A 19791-nucleotide genomic window follows, 5' to 3' on the forward strand; every position below is an offset into this window, starting at 1 on the left:
CCGTGTAGGAGCGGGTTCACCCGCGAATGGGCCGGCGCAGGCTGACGCGTTCACCGCCCGCTACGCAACATCTCCACCGGCACATACTTGCCAATTTCGTATTTGCCAATCGCCGCCCGGTGCACTTCATCCGGCCCGTCAGCCAGGCGCAGGGTGCGCTGCATGGCATACATGTAGGCCAGCGGGAAATCGCCGCTTACCCCTGCCCCGCCATGTATCTGGATAGCCCGGTCGATCACGTTCAATGCCACGTTCGGCGCCACCACCTTGATCTGGGCGATCTCGCTACGGGCCACCTTGTTGCCGACGGTGTCCATCATGTAGGCCGCTTTGAGCGTCAGCAGCCGGGCCATGTCGATTTCCATGCGCGAGTCGGCGATCTTGTCGACGTTGCCGCCCAAGCGTGCCAGTGGCCGACCAAAGGCAGTACGCTCCACCGAGCGCTTGCACATCAGCTCCAGCGCGCGCTCGGCCATGCCGATCGAGCGCATGCAGTGGTGGATACGGCCTGGGCCCAGTCGGCCCTGGGCAATTTCGAAGCCGCGGCCTTCGCCAAGGATCACGTTTTCGTACGGCACCCGCACATTCTCGAAAAGGACTTCGGCATGACCATGGGGCGCATCGTCATAACCGAACACCGGCAGCGGGCGGACGATCTTCACGCCCGGCGTGTCGGTCGGCACCAGCACCATGGAATGCTGCTGGTGGCGTGGCCCTTCAGGGTCAGACAGGCCCATGAAGATCATGACCTTGCAGCGCGGGTCGCAGGCGCCGGAAGTCCACCACTTGCGGCCGTTGATCACCCACTCGTCACCGTCACGTATGGCGGTAGCAGCCATGTTGGTGGCGTCCGAGGAGGCCACGTCCGGTTCGGTCATGGCAAACGCCGAGCGGATCTCGCCACGCAGCAGCGGCTCCAGCCACTGGCATTTCTGCGCCTCGCTGCCATAGCGCACCAGCACTTCCATGTTGCCGGTGTCCGGCGCCGAGCAGTTGAACGGCTCCGGCCCGAGCAACGAGCGGCCCATGATTTCTGCCAGCGGTGCGTACTCCAGGTTGCTCAGGCCGGCGCCGTATTCCGACTCTGGCAAGAACAGGTTCCACAGCCCTTCGGCGCGGGCCTTGGCCTTGAGCTCCTCCATGATTGCAGTGGGCTGCCAGCGGTCACCTTCGGCGACCTGGCGCTCGAACACGGCTTCGGCAGGGTAGACATGGGCGTCCATGAACGCAGTGACACGCTCACGCAGTGCCTGGACCTTGGGTGAATAGGCGAAATCCATCAGGGCTACCTTCACAGTTCGGAGTACTTGGGGCAGAGCCTAGAGCAGCATTGCTCCATCCACCTAGTCTATTTTCCGCGTGTATAAACATTCATAACCGATATATGATCGACCGATAATTCCAACAAAGAGCGGCGCCCATGAACCTCACCAAGGTCGACCTCAACCTGTTCATCGTGTTCGATGCGATCTACACCGAAGCCAACCTGACCCGCGCCGGGCAGATCGTCGGCATTACCCAGCCGGCAGTATCCAATGCCCTGTCGCGCCTGCGCGAAACCTTCAATGACCCGCTGTTCGTGCGCACCGCGCAAGGCATGGTGCCCACACCCATGGCGCAGAACATCATCGGTCCGGTGCGCAACGCCCTGGCGCTGCTGCGGACCTCGGTGCAGGAAAGCCGCACGTTCAACCCGCAGCAGGCCAACAAGACCTTCCGCATCAGCATGACCGACCTGACCGAGGCGGTCATCTTGCCGCCGCTGTTCCAGCGCCTGCGCCGCCTGGCACCGGCGGTAATGATCGAGAGCTTCCTGTGCAAGCGCCGCGAGACCACCAAGGAACTCGCCGCCGGCCGCCTGGACTTTGCCATCGACGCGCCACTGAACACCGATCCGCAGGTGCGCCACATCAAACTGATGCAGGACCGCTATGTCTGCGCCCTGCGCCAGGGCCACCCGCTGGCCGACAGCAAGCTGACCCTCGACAGCTACCTGGGCATGACCCATATCCATATCTCCAGCCGGCGCAACGGCCTGGGTTACGTCGACCTGGCGCTGGGCAAGATGGGGGTTCAACGCAAGGTCGCTCTGCGTTCGCAACACTACCTCATGGCATCCCAGGTGTTGCAGCAGACCGACATGGCGATGACGGTTCCCGAGCGCTTCGCACGTCGCCATCAGTTGCGTTATCAGGCGCTGCCGGTGGAGGTGCCTGCACTGGAAACGCACCTGTACTGGCATGAAAGCACCGACCAGGACCCGGCCAACCGCTGGATGCGCGAGCAGATCACCGAATTGTGCGAGCGCGTGGTGGCCGAGGAAGAGAAGGCGCTGGAGCCCGCCTGAAAAGGCTGGTGCGGAGCCATTCATGGCTCCTCACCAAAGAAAGTAGAAAATTCCCATAAATTTATTCAGTAGAGATTTTTTTTCTACAAGAATCGAGAATCGAACAAGGGAAGGGAAAAATATCTCGCTGCTGGCGGGTACGCTTACGTCAATGATTAACGATTTCACGGCCACTGACACGGACCCGCCCCAATGCCTAGCGCCCCACTCTACTTCGATTACGCCGCCACAACCCCGGTCGACGACCGGGTCATCGAAACCATGCTCGCCAGCCTGGGAAACCAGGCCAACTTCGGCAATCCGGCGTCCAGCGGCCACGCCTACGGCCAAGCTGCACGTCACACCGTGGAACAGGCCCGTCAGCAAGTAGCCGAGTGCGTCGGTGCGCAATCCGAGCAACTGGTGTGGACCTCGGGCGCAACCGAGTCCAACAACCTGGCGCTCAAGGGTATTGCCCAAGGCATCGGCCAGCCCGGACACCTGATCACCAGCCAGCTGGAACACAAGGCCGTGCTTGACACCGTGGCCGAACTGGAACGCCAGGGCTGGGCCGTTACGCGCCTGGCAGCGGATGCCGACGGCCTGATCCAGCCTACAAGCGTACAGGCAGCGTTGCGCGCTGACACCCGCCTGGTATCGCTGATGGCGGTCAACAACGAACTGGGTACGGTCACCGACTTTGCCGCGATCGGCGAGCAGGTGCGTGCCCACGGTGCCCTGCTGCACGTGGATGCCGCGCAGGCTGTGGGCAAACTGGCTATCGACCTGCATAAGATGGCCGTGGACCTGATGTCTTTTTCGGCGCACAAGGTCTACGGGCCCAAAGGTATCGGTGCGCTGTATGTAGGGCCACGCGCCCGCGCGCTGATGCGTGCCCAGATGCACGGCGGCGGCCATGAGCAAGGCTTGCGTTCCGGCACCCTGGCGACCCATCAGATCGCTGGCATGGGCAGCGCCTTTGCCTTGGCCGGCCAACCCGGCGACAGCGAGTACCAGCGCCTTGAGCAATTGGCAAGACGCCTGCGCACAGGCCTGCTGGCCATGCCCGGCGTTACCCTGAATGGCTGCGCCAAGCAACGTATTCCCCATACCTTGAACCTGTGCATCGACAGCAAAGGCTTCAACAGCACGGCGCTGGCCAGCGAACTGGCCTTGTCGACCACCTCGGCCTGCAACTCGGCGAGCAACGCTGCCTCGCATGTGCTGCTGGCACTGGGGCTGGATGAACGCCAGGCACGCAACAGTGTGCGCTTGAGCATCGGCCGTTTCAGCACCGAGGCTGACGTGGACAAGGCGCTCGAGGTGTTTGGCCGGGTGCTGGCGTCAGCATCGACAGCACTGTGGTGACCACGCCCTAGAACAGGCGGCTGTCCGGCGTGAAATCCTCAACCAGTATTTTCGCGCTCTGCGCCTGCGGGTGCCGTGGGTTGAACAGGTAATTGGTTGTGCTGGGCATGATCGCGCTTGGCACCGGCAGCAGCAATGCCGAACAGTCATCCAGAAAGCGATTGCCCAGCGTACGGGTCAACTCAGGGTGGGCAGACCAGCCGGGCTGCAAAGCGGGCAACTGCGCCTGGGAAACCGTGTCAGGCAGTTCGATGCGAAGCAAGCGCATGGTGGTAGGGAAATCCTCCGGGTCGATCTCCAGATGCACTAACACTTCCAGCATCGCCCCGGGAGGGCTGGTGGCGGCATACACCACCGGCCGACCCGCCTGGTGCCAGCGGCCACTTACACGCAAGCCCCCCGTACCGCTCAAGTCTGCATAGGCGCTGATTCGCCACAAAATCACAGGCCATAGCCCTCGGCAATCTGCAGCAGCATTTCTTCGACCTGAGTGGTGCCTTGCTGGGTGGTGAGCATCTGCATCGGCGTCAGCCCCGAGAAGCGTTCCTTGGGCTTGGACAGCCAGCGCTTGGCCTTGCCCGCTTCACCGAACACGGCCTCGGCCATGGCGGTGATGTGGGCCGAGCGGAACAGCCGGTCGCTCTCATCCACGGTCAGCGGTTGGTCACGCTCGATACGGGATTTGAGCGTGCGCAGCGGGATGATCTGGTCGCGCTCCACCGGCGTGAGCACACCGCCTTCGGTCAGTTTCACCAACCAGGTGGCGGCAAAACCATCGGTGATGCGGGTGTGAATTTCGAAGTCGCTGGCAAGCTCGGGAATGTCCAGCAGCGCCTGCAGGCGCGCCCGGTACTCGTGGTAACCGTTGTCGCGAAGCACTTCGGCAAGCATGGCACGCTCCTTTTCGGTATTTGCCGATAAGTATGCGGTATATGCCGGGTCATTGCCAGTTTGCCGGGGCGGGCAATCGAAGCCAGGGCTTTGCCAGATTGACCGCCAGCATTGCCAGGACCGCAAAGCGGCCCCGGAAACCTCACAGGAAGGTGAACACTTGCGATGCCGGCAACCGCGACTTGTTCAGCCCGGCATTGAAGTCCGCCTCGCTGCGGTAACCCAGGCTCAGGATCACCACACTGGTGAACCCACGCTCACGCAAGCCCAGTTCGGCATCGAGGACCTTGCTGTCGAAGCCCTCGATCGGCGTGGCATCCAGCCCATGCGCTGCCGCACCCAGCAAGGCAGTACCCAACGCCAGGTAGGTCTGCTTTTCCATCCAGTGCTGCACATCCTTCTGGTCGAAGCGGTGCAGGTTGACATAGTGACGGCGGCTCTGGTTTTGCCCGGCGCGCGCTTGCTCATCACGGAAACGGCCATCGGCAGCCTCTTGATCGAGCACGGCGTTCAGGTGTTCTTCAGTCATTTCGGTACGGGTGCAGAACACGATCACATGCGAGGCATCGAGAAGCTTCTGCGTGTTGTAGGCATAACCCTCCGCCGTGCTCTTGGCCAGGCGGGCCTTGCCTTCGGCCGTGTCGGCGACGATGAAATGCCAGGGCTGGGAATTGACCGACGACGGGCTGTGGCGCAGTTGTTCGAGCAGGGCGTCGACAGTGGCTTGGGGAATGCGGCGTGAGGCATCGTAAGCTTTGGTAGTGTAACGGCGCTTGGCCAGCGATACGGTATCCATGCGACAACTCCGGAATGAACAGTGGATGTGCCGCGCATCTTATCTTTCCAGCAAAAAAGAAAAAGCGGCACAATGTAACAACACTTTCATCCCTGGAATGAAAATGCTGCGCATCACCGACCTCGAACTGTTTGCCCGCAGCAGCGTGCTGGGCAGCTTCACTGCCGCCGCCCATGAAGCAGGCCTGCTGCCGGGCCAGGTGGCTGCCGCGATCAAACGCCTGGAACGCGACCTGGATGTACGCCTGTTCGCCCGCACCACCCGCAGCCTGCGCCTGACCGCCGAGGGCGAGCGCTACCTGCCAACCGCGCTGAATGTGCTGGAAAGCCTGCGCCAGGGCCATGAAGATCTGCATGGCAACCCCAATAGCCTGCGCGGCACTCTGCAGGTGTCGGCCCCTTCCGACATGGGCCGCAACATGCTGCTGCCCTGGCTCAGCGCTTTCCGCCGCGACCACCCGGCATTGCAACTGCGCTTCTTCCTGTCCGACCAGATGGCCGACCTCAACCGCGACCCTGTGGATGTGGCCATCCGCTATGGCCTCAATCAGGATGCCAACTACATCGCCCTGCCGCTGGCCGAATGGAACCGCCGAGTGCTGGTGGCCTCGCCCGACTACCTGGCCCGCCACGGCCGCCCACTCACCCCCGACGCGCTGCAACAGCATGCCTGCCTGCTCTACATGCAGCACAGCCGGGTGTACGACAAGTGGCAGTTGGGTAATCGCACCGTGCAGGTGCGTGGGCCGCTGGTCAGTGACGATGCCGACGTCATCCGCCGCCTGGCCATCCAGGGGGAAGGTATCGTCTACAAGTCGTGGCTGGATGTCAGCGCCAATATTGCGGCCGGGGAACTGGAAATCGTCCTGCCCGAATTGCTCGGCGAGTCTACCCCGCTCACGTTGGTTTGCCCTCATCGCAAGCAACTCACGCCTGCCGTGACGCAATTGCACCTGTGGCTACGCGAACGCTTCGAGGCCCTGCGCGCCCGGGCACTGACCAACGGCTGCACAATCGTTCCAGACTGAGCCGGGGGCGTTGCGCTAAGGTAGCGATTTACCCCACGGTACACGTCCATGAGCAACTGGATCGACTTCAAACAAGACGCCGACACCGGCATCGAGTCGGTCCGGGCGCATTTTGTCGGGCATGCCTATGACCCCCACTGGCACGACAGCTTCCTGGTCGGCGTGACCGAGCAGGGCGTGCAGCAGTTCAACTGCCGCCGGGTGCGCCACCGCAGCACGCCGGGGCAGGTGTTTTTACTTGAGCCTGGCGACATCCACGATGGCCTGGCGCCCACCGAAGAAGGCTTCACCTATTCGACGCTGTACCTGGAGCCCGCCTGGCTCGACCAACAGCTGCGCGCGCTGTACGAGCACGCGCCAGGCGACAGCCTGCCCAGCTTTGCCGACACCCTGTGCCATGACGAACGTCTGGCGCGGGCCACCGCCCAGGCCTTCCAGGCCGTGCATGATCAGGACTTGCGCATCGTCAGGCAAACGGCCATGGACGATTTACTGGCCTGCCTGACCCGTCACCTGCACTGGCGCCGCCGCATCAATCCCGACCCGCGCCTGCCGCTGACCGCACAGCGTGCGCGGGACTTCCTGCACGCCAACCTGGAGCGCGACATCGGCCTGGAAGACCTGGCCCAGGCCTGCGGCATCGACCGCTTTCGCCTGACCCGTGCGTTCAAGGCAGCGTTCGGCATTGCACCCCATGCCTACCTGATCCAGCTGCGCCTGGCCCGCGCGCGGCGCCTGCTTGCCCAAGGTCAGACACCTGCTGAAGTGGCCGTGGCGTTGGGCTTTGCCGACCAGAGCCACCTGGGGCGCTGGTTCCGCCGCGCCTACCAGTTAACCCCGGCTGACTACCGCAGGCGCTGCTCAAACCTTCCAGACTGAGTGCCGGCACGCAGCGAGCATGGTGCTCCGCGTTTACGGAGCCCTGAACCATGTCGCAGTCGTTGTTGCCCTTCATTCTGTTCGCCCTGGTGTCCAGCATCAGCCCGGGGCCGACCAACCTGTTGATCCTGGCCCATGGCGCCCGCCGGGGCCTGCGCGCAAGCCTGGCGCCGATCGTGGCGGCGTGTGGCGCGGCAGCAGCCATTGTGCTGCTCGTCGGGCTGGGGCTGGGCGAACTGCTGCTGCGTCACCCCTTGGCGCAACAGCTGATGAGCTGGGCCGGGGTGCTGTGGCTGACCAGCCTGGCGTGGAAGATGCTGCGCAGTGCCGCCACCCCGCTCCACACGACCACGGCGCCAGGCTTCAGTGCGCTCAGCGCGGCCTCGTTGCAGGTGGTGAACCCCAAGGTGTGGTTGATGGCCGTGGCGGTGGTCGGGGTATTTGCCGCGCCGTCGTTGCCAGTGTGGCAGTTGGCGCTGGTGTTTTGGCTGATCGCTCTACCGAGCATGACCGCATGGGCGGTGTTGGGGGTGGGGAGCGCCCGGTGGCTGCAGGCACCGGGGCGGTTGCGGGTGTTCAATCAGGTGTTGGCGGGGGTTTTGTTGATATCGGCATGGGCTGCAGTATTGGCCTGAGTCTCTGCTTGACCGGCAAGGGGCGGCCTCGGCTCAAGGTGCCAACGCCTCGCGAAAACGCCGGGTACTGGCAACGGCCAGTACCAGCCCGACCACTGCCACGCTGCCGCCCACCAGGCCGATATCCGCCACGTTCATCTGGCTGCTGACGATACTGCCCAGCAGCGCACCACCGCCAATGCCGATGTTGTAGATACCCGAGAACAGCGCCATGGCCACATCGGTGGCGTCGGACGCCAGCTTCAGGGTCCTGGACTGCAGCGCCAGGCTGAAGCTGAGAATCGCCACGCCCCAGAACATGCTCAGCACTGCGAACGCATAGAAATTGCCCGACAGCGGCAACATCAGCAACAGGCACGCGGCGAGTACTCCGATCGAACCCACCAGGAAGCCATGCGGGAAGCGATCGCTGTAGCGGCTGAACAACAACGAACCAAAAACCCCGGCGCCGCCGAACAACAGCAGCAACAGCGTGGTACGGTCGCCGCCGATCTGCGCCACGTGCAGGGCGAATGGCTCGATATAGCTGTAGGCCGTGAACTGCGCGGTAATGACCAGCGTCACCAGCAAGTAGGTAATGACCAGTGCCGGGCGCTTGAACAGGACCGGCAGGCTGCGCAACGAACCGGAGTTCTGGCTGGGCAGCAGCGGCAGCGATTTCATCAGGCACAGCATGGTGGCTAGCGCTACCCCGGCAATGCTCAGGAACGTGATGCGCCAGCCCAGTGCCTCGCCCACCACACGACCCAGCGGGATGCCCAGGACCATGGCCAGGGTAGTACCGGTGGCCAGCAGGCCCAGCGCCTTGGCCTGCTGGCCCGGCGGCGCCACACGCACCGCCAGCGAGGCGGTGATGGACCAGAACACCGCATGCGCCAGGGCAATGCCGATGCGGCTGACCAGCAGCATGGCGAAACTTTGCGAAAGCCACGACAGCAAGTGGCTGACAATGAACACCAGGAACACGAACAGCAGCAGACGCCGCCGTTCGATGTTGCGGGTCAGCAACATCATGGGCAACGAGGCCAGCGCCACGATCCAGGCATAGATGGTCAGCATCAGGCCGACTTGGGCAGTGCTCATGTCGAAGCTGCGGCCAATGTCACTGAGCAGCGCCACCGGGACGAACTCGGTGGTGTTGAAAATGAAGGCCGCCAAGGCCAGGGCGATGACGCTCAGCCAGCTGCCGCTGCCTGTTGTGGGCGGCAGGTGCGTGGGTATGGGTTCGTTCATGGGTGGAAACTGCTTCTCCGCAGGCAACGCAACAAATCGCACGCCAGCGACCCGCTTGCCGGGGTGCCAACGTACGTTTTGTTATGGATAGGAATGCCCGGCATGGTACGCGTCAAGCGGGGGCCTCACAACCGCAGCACAGGCAGAAGGAGTACCATGCGCACTTTGTATGAAACGCGTGTGCAACAAGGAGCCCGATCCGCTCATGGACAAGCAGCCCCCCCAGCAGCAGTGGCAGCAGGCAGTTACCGCCTATGCCCAGGCCGTCAACGACTATGTCGCGCAGGGCCGTGCGCACGGCTGGGACAACCTCGAAGAGCCGCAGGCACCCACCACCAAACACCTGCTCGACGCGTGGCTGGCAGCCCTGCAGGCAGCCAACCGCCCTGACATCGACGAACAGCAGCGCCAGGCATTCCGCGACGCCTGGCCACCGGCGCACCACCCCCTGATACCGTTGCTCGAAGACCACGGCCAAGGCATCTGCAATGTCCTGCTGTTGGAAGATGGCAGCCTGCTGGCGCGCATCGGCATGCCATACGACAAGGGCCAGGTGGTGCGTATCGACCACCATGGGGTAACCCCGGTCATCGGCATCGAACACTTTGGCCGCTGCCCGGCGCGGCGCTATTTCGCCCTGGCCAATGCCGAGGGCGTGCGGGTGACCGATGGCTGGGGCGGCCCGCAAGTGCAACGCCTGGCCTGGCCCACCGGGCTGGAGGGGTTACCGCCAGGTTACCCGTTCGAGCCGTTCGACCTGCCGCCCACACCGACCGCGCTGATCCCCTTCCCCGATGGCCAGCGCGTGCTGCTGGTGAGTGCCGAAGGTATCTTCGTGCTGGCCACCCAAGGTGCGACCCGCCTGCTGCCACAGCAGGCACGCGTGCTCGATGAGCTGGCCGAGGGCACCGACCCGGACGATATCAGCCTGGGGCTGAGCATGGAGCATGGTGCAGTGTCGGCGGATGGCCGGCTGATCGTCGTGGGTGAGCAAGGCAGCCGGCACCTTGTTCTGGACGAACAGCTCAAGCCGCTGGCGCACATCGGCCCGGGCAGCGAATACCCGCACTTTGCCTTGTTCAACCGCGCCGGTGACCAGTTGATCGTCAATGCCTGCCATTTCTACAGCGGTGCCACGCTGGCCGTGAGGGTGGCAGACCTGCACGGGCTGGATACCGATTACTACAGCCAGGACCCGCGTACCCCGCTGGTGCAGGATGGCGCAAGGGTGTATGCAGGGGTTGCGCGCGATGGCGAGTACATTGTGGGTGATGCCTATGGCTACCTGCGGGCGTTTGGCGAAAAGGGTACGGAGCACTGGCAGCACTACCTGGGATCGACCATCAGTGCGATGGATATCAGCGCCGACGGGCAAACGCTGGTGGCGGCGAGCCATGCGGGGGTTATTTCGGTGATTGCGCTGGATAGCGGGCGGCCCGAGTGGCAGATCGGTACCGGCGCGCACGGCGAGGTGCGGCGATGGCTGTTCTGGAAGGGCTGGGACAAGCCGATGGCCTGGTAAAACGGCTGCATCGTTGCTGCCTGTGCCTCCCCCACCGCAAGCAAGCCCTACATCACCCCTGTGCAGGAGCGGGCTTGCCCGCGAAGATGCCCGTACAGGCAACCAATCAATCAGCCTTGTAACGTGGCCATGTCGATCACGAACCGGTACTTCACATCACCGGCAATCATCCGCTCATAGGCCTGGTTGATGTTGCGGATATCCAGCATCTCGATATCGCAACGGATGTCGTGCTCGGCGCAGAAGTTCAGCACTTCCTGAGTCTCGGCAATCCCCCCGATCAACGACCCCGCCAGCACCCGGCGCTTCATCACCAGGTTGGCCGCATGCAATGCCGGGTCGATCGGTTCGATCAGGCCGACCAGGATGTGCACACCGTCGAACTTCAGCGTTTCCAGGTACGGGTTGAGGTCGTGCTGCACCGGAATGGTGTCGAGCAGGAAATCGAAACGGCCGGCAGCGGCGCGCATCTGCTCGGCATCGGTGGAGACGATCACATGGTCGGCCCCTTGGCGGCGCGCTTCCTCGGCCTTGGCCTGAGAGCGCGTGAACAGGGTCACCTCCGCCCCCAGGGCCTTGGCCAGTTTGATGCCCATGTGGCCCAGGCCGCCCATGCCGAGGATGCCGATCTTGTGGCCGGGGCCAACGCCATGGTGCTTGAGCGGCGAATAGGTGGTGATGCCGGCACACAGAATAGGTGCAGCGCTGGGCAGGTCCATGCCGGCCGGTATGCGCACCACGAAGTGCTCGCTGACCACGATGCTGCTGGAGTACCCCCCCATGGTGTTGCTGCCGTCGACCCGGTCCGGGGTGGCGTAGGTCATGGTCGGGCCTTCCAGGCAGTATTGCTCCAGGTCCTTGGCGCAGGCTTCACAGGTACGGCACGAGTCGACCATGCAGCCAACGCCCACAAGGTCACCGACGTTGTACGCGGTGACCTTGTCGCCCACCGCCGTGACCCGGCCGATGATCTCGTGGCCCGGCATCAGCGGGTACACGGCAATGCCCCATTCGTTGCGCGCCTGGTGGATGTCGGAGTGGCACACGCCGCAGTACAGGATGTCGATGGCGACGTCATCCGGGCGCGGGCTGCGGCGTTGGAACGTCATGGGGGCCAGAGGGCTGGTGGGGGTTTGAGCGGCGTAACCGATGGCGGTATACATGCAGGGCCTCGCAGTGAAGTGAAACGATTCAGGCGACGCATTCTGCGCGCCGTTTGCCGCCTCGCCCACGGCTGATTCTCCGGCATGCATGCCTGATTCTACGAAGATGCCAACCCGTAGCTGGCGCCACGCCCTCAATCTGCGATGATCAAGGTGTCTGATTCTCTGCCCTTGGTCCACCATGCAACTGACCCGTCACGTCGATGCCAATGCGCCGCTTTGCGCACTGATCCGCAGCCTCGCCACGCGCCCAGGCTTTGTGCCCACGCACCTGCCCCAGGTGCAGGTGCTGAGCTGGGACCACTATGTGGCCAGCAGCCCGCAGATCTACGAACCCAGCCTCATGATCCTGGCCCAGGGCAGCAAACTGGCGCGCCTGGGGCCGCGTACGCTGGAGTACGGTGCAGGGCATTACCTGGTGCAGGCGTTGTCGGTGCCGTTCATGTGTGAAACCTTTGCCACCCGCGAGGCGCCGCTGTTGGGCGTGGCGGTGGGCATCGACCGTGGCGTGCTGGGCGAGTTGGTGCAGAGCATGGGCCTGGCACCGGACGCTGAAGTGCAGGCGCAAACCCCGCAATCGATGACGTCGGCGGCACTGGATGCGCCCATGCGCGAAAGCGTGGAGCGCCTGCTGCGCTGCCTGCACGACCCGCTGGACGCCAAGGTGCTGGGCCCGGCGCGGGTACGCGAAGTGCTGTACACCGCCCTGCGCGGCCCCCAGGCCGGTGTGCTGCGGGCACTGGTGGAGCAACAGGGGCACTTCGCCCGCATCGGCGCCGCCCTCGCCCATCTGCGCGAGCACTACAGCGAGCCACTGAGCGTGGAGGCACTGGCTACGCGTGCCAACATGAGCGTTTCCACCTTCCACGAACATTTCAAGCGCTGCACCGATATGGCGCCGATGCAGTACCTGAAGCGTTTGCGGCTACTCAAGGCGCAGCAGATGCTGATTGGCGAAGGCCTGGGCGTGGCACAGGCTGCGCACCGGGTGGGCTATCAGAGCACCTCGCAGTTCAGCCGCGAGTACAAGCGTCAGTTCGAACGTAGCCCGGGGGATGAACTGCCTTACCAGAGCCTGCCGGTGTAATCGCCTGACCTGAACGGCCCCTGCAGGTCAGTCCGCCAGCGGCCACTGCGCCAATGGCCAGTAAGCCCCCTTGCGCGACTCGTAGAGCGTGAAGTGTCGCGTGGTGAGGTAAAACGCCGGCGCGCTGCTGGCCTCGGGCGGCTGCCCGCGGTAATCCCTGGACAGCGTCAGGTGCGGTCGATACTCCCGCTTGGCCGCTTCCACCCCCAACGGCAGCAACGCCTGCTGCAAACCGTACACCAGTTGCAACAGGGCCGGTGGTACCTGCTGCGCCTCCAGCACCAGGGCGCTGGCCCGTTGCCACACCTGCAAACGGTCGAGCAACAGCCGCGGCGCCGAGGCTGGCAGCGCCAGTTGGTCGACCGCCGCGCAAATCGCAGGCACCTGCGCGGCGTCCACATCACCGAGGAACAGCAGCGTGACATGGAAGTTGGCTGCCGGCACCGGTTTGCCGCTGCGCAGGTTCAGCCCTCGCCGCCACTGGGCCAGGTCACGGCGCTGGGCGTCGCTGACCGGCAAGGCGAAGAACAGCCGCTTGAACGGGCTACCACTGGGGCGTATATCCTGAACCATACTAACTCCCTGACATGAAACGTTTGCGCAAGACTGTAGGGTATTACACCAATGTCGCCCCACAGTTTCGTAACAATCAGTACAAACTACCCCCATGATTGTTTATGCTGGCGGGCTCATGCCCTGGCGCATGGCCATTCTTCGACCAGTAAACGTCCATGAAAATTGCTCTCGTACTTATCTTCGTCCTCTCGATCGCCTATGTTCACCTGCGCGGTCGGGTTCGCCACAAGCTGACTCGCCAACTGGGCGACCACTCCAGCTTCCTGGCCCCGATCAACAGTTTCCTGTACCTGTTCTCCAAACACCCGGCCAAGCCTTACCTGCCGGTCGAGGCCTTTCCAGAACTGAAACCGCTGCAGGACCACTGGCAGGAGATCCGCGAGGAAGGCCGCCAGTTGCTGCACGTCGGTGAAATCAAGAAGTCCGACAATTACGATGACGTCGGTTTCAACTCGTTCTTCAAGACCGGCTGGAAACGCTTTTACCTGAAGTGGTATGGCGAAAGCCACCCGTCGGCGATGGCCCTTTGCCCACGCACGACCGAGCTGCTGCAAGGCATCGGCACGGTCAAGGCCGCCATGTTCGCCACCCTGCCACCCGGTGCCAAGCTGGTGCGCCACCGTGACCCGTATGCCGGCTCGTACCGCTACCACCTGGGCCTGGACACACCGAATGACGACGGCTGCTACATCGACGTGGACGGCGAGAAATACGCATGGCGCGATGGTGAGGGGGTCATCTTCGACGAAACCTACATCCACTATGCGGCCAACACCACCGAGCACAACCGCATCATCCTGTTCTGCGACGTCGAACGCCCGCTCAAGTACCGCTGGGCAACTGCGTTCAACCGCTGGTTCAGCCGCAACGTGATGGCCGCTGCCGCTGCGCCCAACGACGCCAGCGACAAGACCGGTGGCATCAACCGCCTGTTCACCCGCATCTACAAGATCCGCGAGCGTGGCAAGGCGCTGAAAAAGCGCAACCGCATGCGCTACTACCTGGAAAAATGGGCAGTGGTCGCGGCGTTGGTGCTGGTGTTCATCTACATCTGAAGGCTCAACGCAGGCCACTGTACGAGTGACCTGCGTTTACCAACCAAAGTACCGCCTCACACGTGCCACGCTTCGACTAGCCTGAAAGCTCCACTCGCAACCACCCCAAGGTGAAGACGATGAGCATGATGGACTGGGACGCCTACCGTAAGCAGTTGATGGCCGGCATCGGCGATCTCAAGCAACTCTCACCCGACACCGTAGCCGGCTACATGACCGCCAGCGGTGCAGGCGCCAAAACCAACCACCTGGATGCCAAGACCCGCGAGCTGATCTCCTTGGCCGTGGCTGTGACCACCCGCTGCGACGGCTGTATCGCCGTGCATTCGCAGCAGGCCGTCAAAGAGGGAGCCAGCCGCGAGGAAATTGCCGAGGCCCTTGGCGTGGCCGTGGCCATGAACGCCGGTGCCGCGCTGGTGTACTCGGCCCGCGCGATGGACGCGGTGGGCAAGGCCAACGGTTGAGCACAAACGGCGTCGTCGCCCTTGCGCGACGGCGCCGCGCCACCCAGACTGGGCGGCTCACCCCGCGCAGGAACCCGCATGATCCACATTCGCCCCATGATGCCGGACGATTTTGATCGTTTCTGGCCCACCTTCCAGGCCATTGTCCAAGCCCGTGAAACCTACGCTTTCGACCCGGCCCTGAGCTTCGAGCAGGCCCGCCAGCTGTGGCTGGAGCTGCCCTTGCACACGCTGCTGGCCGAAGAAGATGGCGAGCTACTGGGTTCGTATTACCTCAAGCCCAATGCTGCCGGGCCTGGTGCGCATGTGGGCAATTGCGGCTACATGGTCTGCGAACAGGCGCGCGGCCGGGGCGTGGCGCGCTTGATGTGCGAGCACTCGCAAAAGCTGGCGCGCCAGGAAGGCTTTCTGGCTTTGCAGTTCAACTCGGTGGTAGCCAGCAACGAAGTGGCCGTGGCGCTATGGCACAAGCTGGGCTTTGAAACAGTCGGCCGTTTGCCCAAGGCCTACCGTCATGCCCGCTTGGGGCTGGTGGACTGCCTGGTGATGTACAAGTGGCTGGCGGATGAGCCGGTGGTGGAGAAGCCGCCGCTGCTGATCGGGCGCAAGAACATCGAGGCACGGGTATCGCGACGCCGCGGGCGCTAGCCTGTACAGGCAAGCCTGCCTTCAAACTCACAACCTGATTTTTTCGCGACATTCACAGCACACCCACATTTGACGCCCCAGCATTTCAGTGGTCAGATGCGCGCCAGTTTCAGGTGCCCTGCGCCGCCGCGCGCAGGGTGAAACGGGAAACCGGTGCGTCGTGTTGCCCACGACAAGTCCGGTGCTGCCCCCGCAACGGTAAGCGAGCGAATCCTTCGAGATACCACTGTGCTCAAGCATGGGAAGGTGAAGGTTTCATGCCCCTCGCAAGCCCGGAGACCGGCCTGGAGCTTCATTTGGCAACCCGCGGTGGGCGGGCGCAGGCCGGAATCCGTGCGCGCGCCTGCCTGCATGGTTCGCCTTTGCGTGTTTTCCACCGGGATCCCTTCATTCCTGCAGCAGTGGAACGACATGTCCCGTATGTTCAAGCTTCCCCCCCTGGCGGCCTGCCTGGCCGTCGCCCTGCCGGCGTTGGCTGATGAGCCCGAGCCGCAGCCTCTGGCCCTGCCTTCCACGGCCATCACCGACACCCTCGACAGCCGCGCCATCGACCTGGCCACGCCGACCCAGGCCGGCTCGCGCCTTGGCCTCAGCGCCCTGGAAACACCGGCCAGCACCAGCAGTATCAGCGAACGGCAGATTCAGCAGCGCAACAACCTCACGGTGCAGGATGCAGTGACCCGTTCGCCGGGCATTACCTTCGTCGGCTCACCGGGGGACGGCGGTACAGGCCTGTCTGCCCGCGGCTTTGCCGGCCACAGCTCGGTGATGACCCTGTTCGACGGCGCGCGCCTGTACACCGGTGCCGGCACCCAGACCTTCCCGGTCGACCCGTGGATGGTCGAACGCATCGAGGTGATTCGCGGCCCGGCCTCGGTACTGCATGGCGAAGGCGCCACCGGCGCGGTGATCAACGTGATCCCGAAAAAACCTTTTGCCGGCGAGGTGCGCAACCACCTGCGCCTGGGTTACGGCTCATGGGACCGCCAGCAGCTCGGCCTGGACAGCGGCGGCAGCCTCAGCGAGCGCCTGAGCTACCGCCTGACGCTGAACCAGCAGGCCGGCAATGGCTGGGTCGACCGCACCGCTTCACGTAGCCTGGCCCTGAGTGCCGCACTGCGTTTCGATGCCAGTGACGACCTCAGCTTCACGCTGGCCCATGATCGCGGCGATGCACAACCTGCCAACTACTACGGCACCCCGCTGATCGACGGCCACTACCGCAGCAGCCTGCGCAAAAAGAACTACAACGTACAGAACGACGTGCAGCAGTACGTTGATGAATGGACCCGGCTCACGACCGACTGGGCGCTGAACGACCAGCTCAGCGCCAGCAACCAGCTGTACTACATCAAAAGCCGCCGTCACTGGCGCAACGCCGAGGACTACAGCTGGGACAGCGGGCGTCAGCAGCTGCTGCGCGGCAGCTACCTGGAGATCAAGCACAACCAGGAACAGTTCGGTGACCGCCAGACCTTCACCTTCGACCACACCCTGTTCGGCCTGGCCAGCAAGACCGCGCTCGGTGCCGAGTACAACAAGGTGCGATTCAACGTCGACAGCAATTCACCCTACAACGATGTCGGCGGCGACTATATCGACCCGTGGCAGCCACAGCCCGGCGGGTTCCATAGCGCCTCGCCGTTGCGGCCGCAAACGCTCTCGACCACCCATACCTTTGCCCTGTTTGCCGAAAACCGCCTGCAATTGAGCGATCGCCTGTCGTTGGTTACCGGCGTGCGTCGCGACCAGAACCACATCGACCGCAATAACTTGACCAACGACAGCCGCAGCGATCGTAGCCTGCAAGGTGGCAACTGGCGTGTCGGGCTGGTGTTTGCACTCAACGACGACCTGTCGTTGTACGGCCAGTACTCAACCAGCGAGGACGGGGTCAACAACCTCATCAGCCTCAGCCCCGCACAGATGCACTATGACCTGACCGAGGCGAAGCAGACCGAGGCCGGCATCAAGCAGCGCTTTTGGGAGGGGCGTGGCGAATGGACGCTTGCCGCCTACCACATCGTCAAGAAAAAACTGCTGGTCGACGACCCGATCACGCACGAGAAGCAACAAGCCGGGCAGCAGACCTCCGATGGCCTGGAAGCGACGCTGGAGCTGGCCCTGGCCCATCAGTGGCAGGTGTCGGCCAATGCATCGCTGGTACGCGCCAAGTACGACGACTTCGACGAAATGGTCGGCGGCCTGCCACAGGACCGCGCAGGCAACCGGCCAGCCAACGTGCCACGGCGTACCGCCAACCTTTGGTTGAGCAAAGGCTTCGGCCAGCAGGTAGAGGCCGGCTTGGGGGCGCGCTATGTGGATGAGCGTTATGCCAATACCGCCAATACCCAAAGCGCCCCCGGCTACACCGTGGTCGATGCCAACATCGCCTGGCAGGTGTTGCCGGATGTGAAGTTGGGGTTGCAGTTGAACAACCTGTTCGATCGCGAGTATGTGCAGTCGGCGTTCAGCGGGCAGCAGTGGTTGATGGGGATGCCGCGGTCGTACTTCGCGACGGTGGATTACAGCTTCTGACCTGAATACCTCTTCACGGCACGGATAGCACAAAAACCGCTACCAACCCGTCACCGGCTAGTTATAAGATAACGTTTTATATGACATTCATTACTATTAGCGTTCACCCATGACAAGCGCCATCGCCACGCCCACTCTGATCACCCAGCGGCTGCAGAGCATCGACGCCCTGCGCGGCCTGGTGATCCTGTTCATGCTCCTGGACCATGTCCGCGAGACTTTCCTCCTGCACCGCCAGGTCAGCGACCCCATGGCCATCGACACCACGGAACCGGTGCTGTTCTTCAGCCGCACCCTCGCCCACCTGTGTGCGCCTGTGTTCGTCCTGCTGACCGGCCTATCGGCCTGGCTGTATGGCGAGAAGCATCAGGGCCGTGGCGACGTCTCGGCTTTCCTGTTCAAACGCGGGCTGTTCCTGGTGTTGCTGGAGTTCACCCTGGTCAACTTCGCCTGGACCTTCCAGTTGCCCCCCAGCGTGATCTACCTGCAAGTGATCTGGGCCATCGGCGTCAGCATGATCGCCCTGTCGCTGCTGGTGTGGCTGCCACGCGCCGCGCTGCTCGCCCTGGGCGCCATCATCGTCGCCGGCCACAACCTGCTCGACGGCGTGCACTTCGGCGTAGAGTCAGCCCTGCATGTGCCGTGGGCAATCCTGCATGATCGTGGCTGGCTGGCGTTTTCCGAGAACCTGCACCTGCGCACGTCGTACCCGGTGCTGCCGTGGATCGGCGTCATCGCCCTGGGCTACGGCCTGGGGCCCTGGTTCGGTCGCGGCAGCGATGCCGGACAACGCCAGCAACACCTGCTGGTGGCCGGTTTGCTCGCGCTGCTTGGCTTTATCCTGCTGCGCATGTTCAACGGTTACGGTGAGGCACCGTGGAGCGGTTACCCAACCTTCACGCAAACCCTGATGAGCTTCTTCAACATCACCAAATACCCACCGTCGCTTCTGTTCCTGACCCTGACCCTGGGCTGCGGCCTGTTGTTGTTGCGCACGTTCGAACGGGCCGGCCAGGCGCGCTGGATCACTGCACTGGCAGTGTTCGGTGCGGCACCGATGTTCTTCTATCTGCTGCACCTGTATGTGCTGAAGCTGCTGTACCTGGCCTGTGTGGCGCTGTTCGGGCTCAACCATGGCGACTACTTCGGTTTCGACGGTATTGCAGCGGTGTGGCTGGGCGCGGTGCTGCTGGCGGTTTCGCTGTACCTGCCAGTGCGCGGGTTCGCCCGCCTGAAGCAGCGTCGCCGCGACATCCGTTGGCTGAAGTACTTCTGAAAAGCGTTTTCACCTGGCGGCGCGATGGTCTACCATGCGGGCCGCCGGTTTCCACCATGGAACTAACAGGGAATCCCAGGCCTGCCAATACAGGCCAATCGGAACTGCCCCCGCAACTGTAGGTGCCGAGCCTGCTCCATCGATGCCACTGGGCCTACCGCCCGGGAAGGCGGGATCCGGGCCGTGACGCACCAGTCAGGAGACCTGCCGGCCTTCATTCACCAACCGGCGGGGTGTCCGGGATTGGCCATCCGTGTTGCCCCAGCCACCCGCTGGGGGCTTGGCGATGCCTGTCCGTGCGTTCCTC

At 63.5% G+C, this 19791-nt stretch carries 19 protein-coding genes and 2 riboswitches; of the genes, 12 read left to right on the forward strand and 7 right to left on the reverse strand.

Annotation, left to right across the window (positions count from 1 at the left end; all coding sequences use genetic code 11):
• Positions 1-50: 50 nt before the first annotated feature.
• On the reverse strand, positions 51-1280 hold the full coding sequence (locus ACF8GF_RS06700; RefSeq protein WP_176683855.1) for an acyl-CoA dehydrogenase: 1230 nt from the start codon (positions 1278-1280) through the stop codon (positions 51-53).
• 140 nt (positions 1281-1420) lie between these two features.
• Here ACF8GF_RS06700 and ACF8GF_RS06705 point away from each other — a divergent pair, with 140 nt between their 5' ends.
• Entirely contained in the window at positions 1421-2347 is a 927-nt protein-coding gene (locus tag ACF8GF_RS06705; RefSeq protein WP_176683856.1) for a LysR family transcriptional regulator, read from the forward strand.
• Between the two features lie 192 nt (positions 2348-2539).
• The gene (locus ACF8GF_RS06710; protein WP_392488656.1) at positions 2540-3694 is read left to right on the forward strand and encodes a cysteine desulfurase family protein; all 1155 of its coding nucleotides are present in this window, start codon (positions 2540-2542) and stop codon (positions 3692-3694) included.
• A 7-nt stretch (positions 3695-3701) separates the two neighbouring features.
• Here ACF8GF_RS06710 and ACF8GF_RS06715 read toward each other — a convergent pair whose 3' ends face one another.
• The 3 genes from ACF8GF_RS06715 to ACF8GF_RS06725 all read right to left on the reverse strand — a co-directional run bounded on the left by ACF8GF_RS06715 (position 3702) and on the right by ACF8GF_RS06725 (position 5381).
• Positions 3702-4139, reverse strand: coding sequence for an RES family NAD+ phosphorylase (locus tag ACF8GF_RS06715; RefSeq protein WP_176683858.1), 438 nt, complete (start codon positions 4137-4139; stop codon positions 3702-3704).
• Positions 4136-4585 carry an antitoxin Xre/MbcA/ParS toxin-binding domain-containing protein gene (locus tag ACF8GF_RS06720; RefSeq protein ID WP_176683859.1) on the reverse strand — a complete coding sequence of 150 codons (450 nt, stop codon included), beginning with the start codon at positions 4583-4585 and terminating at the stop codon, positions 4136-4138. Before ACF8GF_RS06720 ends, ACF8GF_RS06715 begins: the two co-directional genes overlap by 4 nt.
• A gap of 142 nt (positions 4586-4727) precedes the next feature.
• The gene (locus ACF8GF_RS06725) at positions 4728-5381 is read right to left on the reverse strand and encodes an oxygen-insensitive NAD(P)H-dependent nitroreductase NfsB (protein ID WP_014591578.1); all 654 of its coding nucleotides are present in this window, start codon (positions 5379-5381) and stop codon (positions 4728-4730) included.
• A gap of 103 nt (positions 5382-5484) precedes the next feature.
• Between ACF8GF_RS06725 and ACF8GF_RS06730 the strand changes: the two genes are divergently transcribed.
• The 3 genes from ACF8GF_RS06730 to ACF8GF_RS06740 are packed head-to-tail and all read left to right on the forward strand — an operon-like array spanning position 5485 to position 7922.
• Positions 5485-6408, forward strand: coding sequence for a LysR family transcriptional regulator (locus tag ACF8GF_RS06730; RefSeq protein ID WP_101196124.1), 924 nt, complete (start codon positions 5485-5487; stop codon positions 6406-6408).
• Positions 6409-6456: 48 nt separating this feature from the next.
• The gene (locus ACF8GF_RS06735) at positions 6457-7287 is read left to right on the forward strand and encodes an AraC family transcriptional regulator (protein ID WP_101196125.1); all 831 of its coding nucleotides are present in this window, start codon (positions 6457-6459) and stop codon (positions 7285-7287) included.
• Between the two features lie 50 nt (positions 7288-7337).
• Positions 7338-7922, forward strand: coding sequence for a LysE family translocator (locus ACF8GF_RS06740; RefSeq protein WP_021782800.1), 585 nt, complete (start codon positions 7338-7340; stop codon positions 7920-7922).
• A 33-nt stretch (positions 7923-7955) separates the two neighbouring features.
• On the opposite strand, the gene ACF8GF_RS06745 is transcribed toward ACF8GF_RS06740, so the two are convergent.
• Entirely contained in the window at positions 7956-9155 is a 1200-nt protein-coding gene (locus ACF8GF_RS06745) for a sugar transporter (RefSeq protein ID WP_176683862.1), read from the reverse strand.
• A 205-nt stretch (positions 9156-9360) separates the two neighbouring features.
• Between ACF8GF_RS06745 and ACF8GF_RS06750 the strand changes: the two genes are divergently transcribed.
• Entirely contained in the window at positions 9361-10677 is a 1317-nt protein-coding gene (locus ACF8GF_RS06750) for a hypothetical protein (RefSeq protein ID WP_176683863.1), read from the forward strand.
• 110 nt (positions 10678-10787) lie between these two features.
• On the opposite strand, the gene calA is transcribed toward ACF8GF_RS06750, so the two are convergent.
• Entirely contained in the window at positions 10788-11840 is a 1053-nt protein-coding gene (gene calA / locus ACF8GF_RS06755; protein ID WP_392488657.1) for a vanillin reductase, read from the reverse strand.
• Positions 11841-12021: 181 nt separating this feature from the next.
• On the opposite strand from calA, the gene ACF8GF_RS06760 reads away from it, so the two are divergent.
• Positions 12022-12927 (forward strand): AraC family transcriptional regulator, encoded by a 906-nt coding sequence (locus tag ACF8GF_RS06760; RefSeq protein WP_176683865.1) that lies wholly within the window; start codon positions 12022-12024, stop codon positions 12925-12927.
• A 27-nt stretch (positions 12928-12954) separates the two neighbouring features.
• On the opposite strand, the gene thpR is transcribed toward ACF8GF_RS06760, so the two are convergent.
• On the reverse strand, positions 12955-13500 hold the full coding sequence (gene thpR / locus ACF8GF_RS06765) for an RNA 2',3'-cyclic phosphodiesterase (RefSeq protein ID WP_176683866.1): 546 nt from the start codon (positions 13498-13500) through the stop codon (positions 12955-12957).
• Positions 13501-13658: 158 nt separating this feature from the next.
• Between thpR and lpxO the strand changes: the two genes are divergently transcribed.
• From lpxO to ACF8GF_RS06790, 5 genes are all read left to right on the forward strand, one after another.
• Positions 13659-14558 carry a lipid A hydroxylase LpxO gene (gene lpxO, locus ACF8GF_RS06770; protein WP_021782806.1) on the forward strand — a complete coding sequence of 300 codons (900 nt, stop codon included), beginning with the start codon at positions 13659-13661 and terminating at the stop codon, positions 14556-14558.
• Positions 14559-14677: 119 nt separating this feature from the next.
• Positions 14678-15022: a carboxymuconolactone decarboxylase family protein gene (locus ACF8GF_RS06775; RefSeq protein WP_101196548.1), complete on the forward strand. Its 345-nt coding sequence runs from the start codon at positions 14678-14680 to the stop codon at positions 15020-15022.
• Positions 15023-15100: 78 nt separating this feature from the next.
• Positions 15101-15670 carry a GNAT family N-acetyltransferase gene (locus ACF8GF_RS06780; RefSeq protein WP_392488658.1) on the forward strand — a complete coding sequence of 190 codons (570 nt, stop codon included), beginning with the start codon at positions 15101-15103 and terminating at the stop codon, positions 15668-15670.
• A gap of 94 nt (positions 15671-15764) precedes the next feature.
• Positions 15765-15973: riboswitch (cobalamin riboswitch) on the forward strand.
• Between the two features lie 108 nt (positions 15974-16081).
• The gene (locus ACF8GF_RS06785) at positions 16082-18208 is read left to right on the forward strand and encodes a TonB-dependent receptor (protein ID WP_392488659.1); all 2127 of its coding nucleotides are present in this window, start codon (positions 16082-16084) and stop codon (positions 18206-18208) included.
• Positions 18209-18317: 109 nt separating this feature from the next.
• A complete protein-coding gene (locus tag ACF8GF_RS06790) occupies positions 18318-19484 on the forward strand; it encodes a DUF1624 domain-containing protein (protein WP_176683868.1) in 1167 nt (388 codons plus the stop codon).
• Positions 19485-19512: 28 nt separating this feature from the next.
• Positions 19513-19711: riboswitch (cobalamin riboswitch) on the forward strand.
• Positions 19712-19791 lie beyond the last annotated feature (80 nt).

It is taken from the genome of Pseudomonas sp. yb_5 (genome assembly GCF_043103865.1).
In the GTDB taxonomy this organism is placed as follows: domain Bacteria; phylum Pseudomonadota; class Gammaproteobacteria; order Pseudomonadales; family Pseudomonadaceae; genus Aquipseudomonas; species Aquipseudomonas putida_Y.

Bases quoted from the DNA above. Each gene is read 5' to 3' on its own strand.
- ACF8GF_RS06720 (WP_176683859.1), bottom strand. From the start codon at position 4,585: ATGCTTGCCGAAGTGCTTCGCGACAACGGTTACCACGAGTACCGGGCG.
- ACF8GF_RS06780 (WP_392488658.1), top strand. From the start codon at position 15,101: ATGATCCACATTCGCCCCATGATGCCGGACGATTTTGATCGTTTCTGG.
- thpR (WP_176683866.1), bottom strand. From the start codon at position 13,500: ATGGTTCAGGATATACGCCCCAGTGGTAGCCCGTTCAAGCGGCTGTTC.
- calA (WP_392488657.1), bottom strand. From the start codon at position 11,840: ATGTATACCGCCATCGGTTACGCCGCTCAAACCCCCACCAGCCCTCTG.
- ACF8GF_RS06760 (WP_176683865.1), top strand. From the start codon at position 12,022: ATGCAACTGACCCGTCACGTCGATGCCAATGCGCCGCTTTGCGCACTG.
- ACF8GF_RS06745 (WP_176683862.1), bottom strand. From the start codon at position 9,155: ATGAACGAACCCATACCCACGCACCTGCCGCCCACAACAGGCAGCGGC.
- ACF8GF_RS06705 (WP_176683856.1), top strand. From the start codon at position 1,421: ATGAACCTCACCAAGGTCGACCTCAACCTGTTCATCGTGTTCGATGCG.
- ACF8GF_RS06725 (WP_014591578.1), bottom strand. From the start codon at position 5,381: ATGGATACCGTATCGCTGGCCAAGCGCCGTTACACTACCAAAGCTTAC.
- ACF8GF_RS06785 (WP_392488659.1), top strand. From the start codon at position 16,082: ATGTCCCGTATGTTCAAGCTTCCCCCCCTGGCGGCCTGCCTGGCCGTC.
- ACF8GF_RS06700 (WP_176683855.1), bottom strand. From the start codon at position 1,280: ATGGATTTCGCCTATTCACCCAAGGTCCAGGCACTGCGTGAGCGTGTC.
- ACF8GF_RS06735 (WP_101196125.1), top strand. From the start codon at position 6,457: ATGAGCAACTGGATCGACTTCAAACAAGACGCCGACACCGGCATCGAG.
- ACF8GF_RS06710 (WP_392488656.1), top strand. From the start codon at position 2,540: ATGCCTAGCGCCCCACTCTACTTCGATTACGCCGCCACAACCCCGGTC.
- lpxO (WP_021782806.1), top strand. From the start codon at position 13,659: ATGAAAATTGCTCTCGTACTTATCTTCGTCCTCTCGATCGCCTATGTT.
- ACF8GF_RS06730 (WP_101196124.1), top strand. From the start codon at position 5,485: ATGCTGCGCATCACCGACCTCGAACTGTTTGCCCGCAGCAGCGTGCTG.
- ACF8GF_RS06790 (WP_176683868.1), top strand. From the start codon at position 18,318: ATGACAAGCGCCATCGCCACGCCCACTCTGATCACCCAGCGGCTGCAG.
- ACF8GF_RS06740 (WP_021782800.1), top strand. From the start codon at position 7,338: ATGTCGCAGTCGTTGTTGCCCTTCATTCTGTTCGCCCTGGTGTCCAGC.
- ACF8GF_RS06775 (WP_101196548.1), top strand. From the start codon at position 14,678: ATGAGCATGATGGACTGGGACGCCTACCGTAAGCAGTTGATGGCCGGC.
- ACF8GF_RS06750 (WP_176683863.1), top strand. From the start codon at position 9,361: ATGGACAAGCAGCCCCCCCAGCAGCAGTGGCAGCAGGCAGTTACCGCC.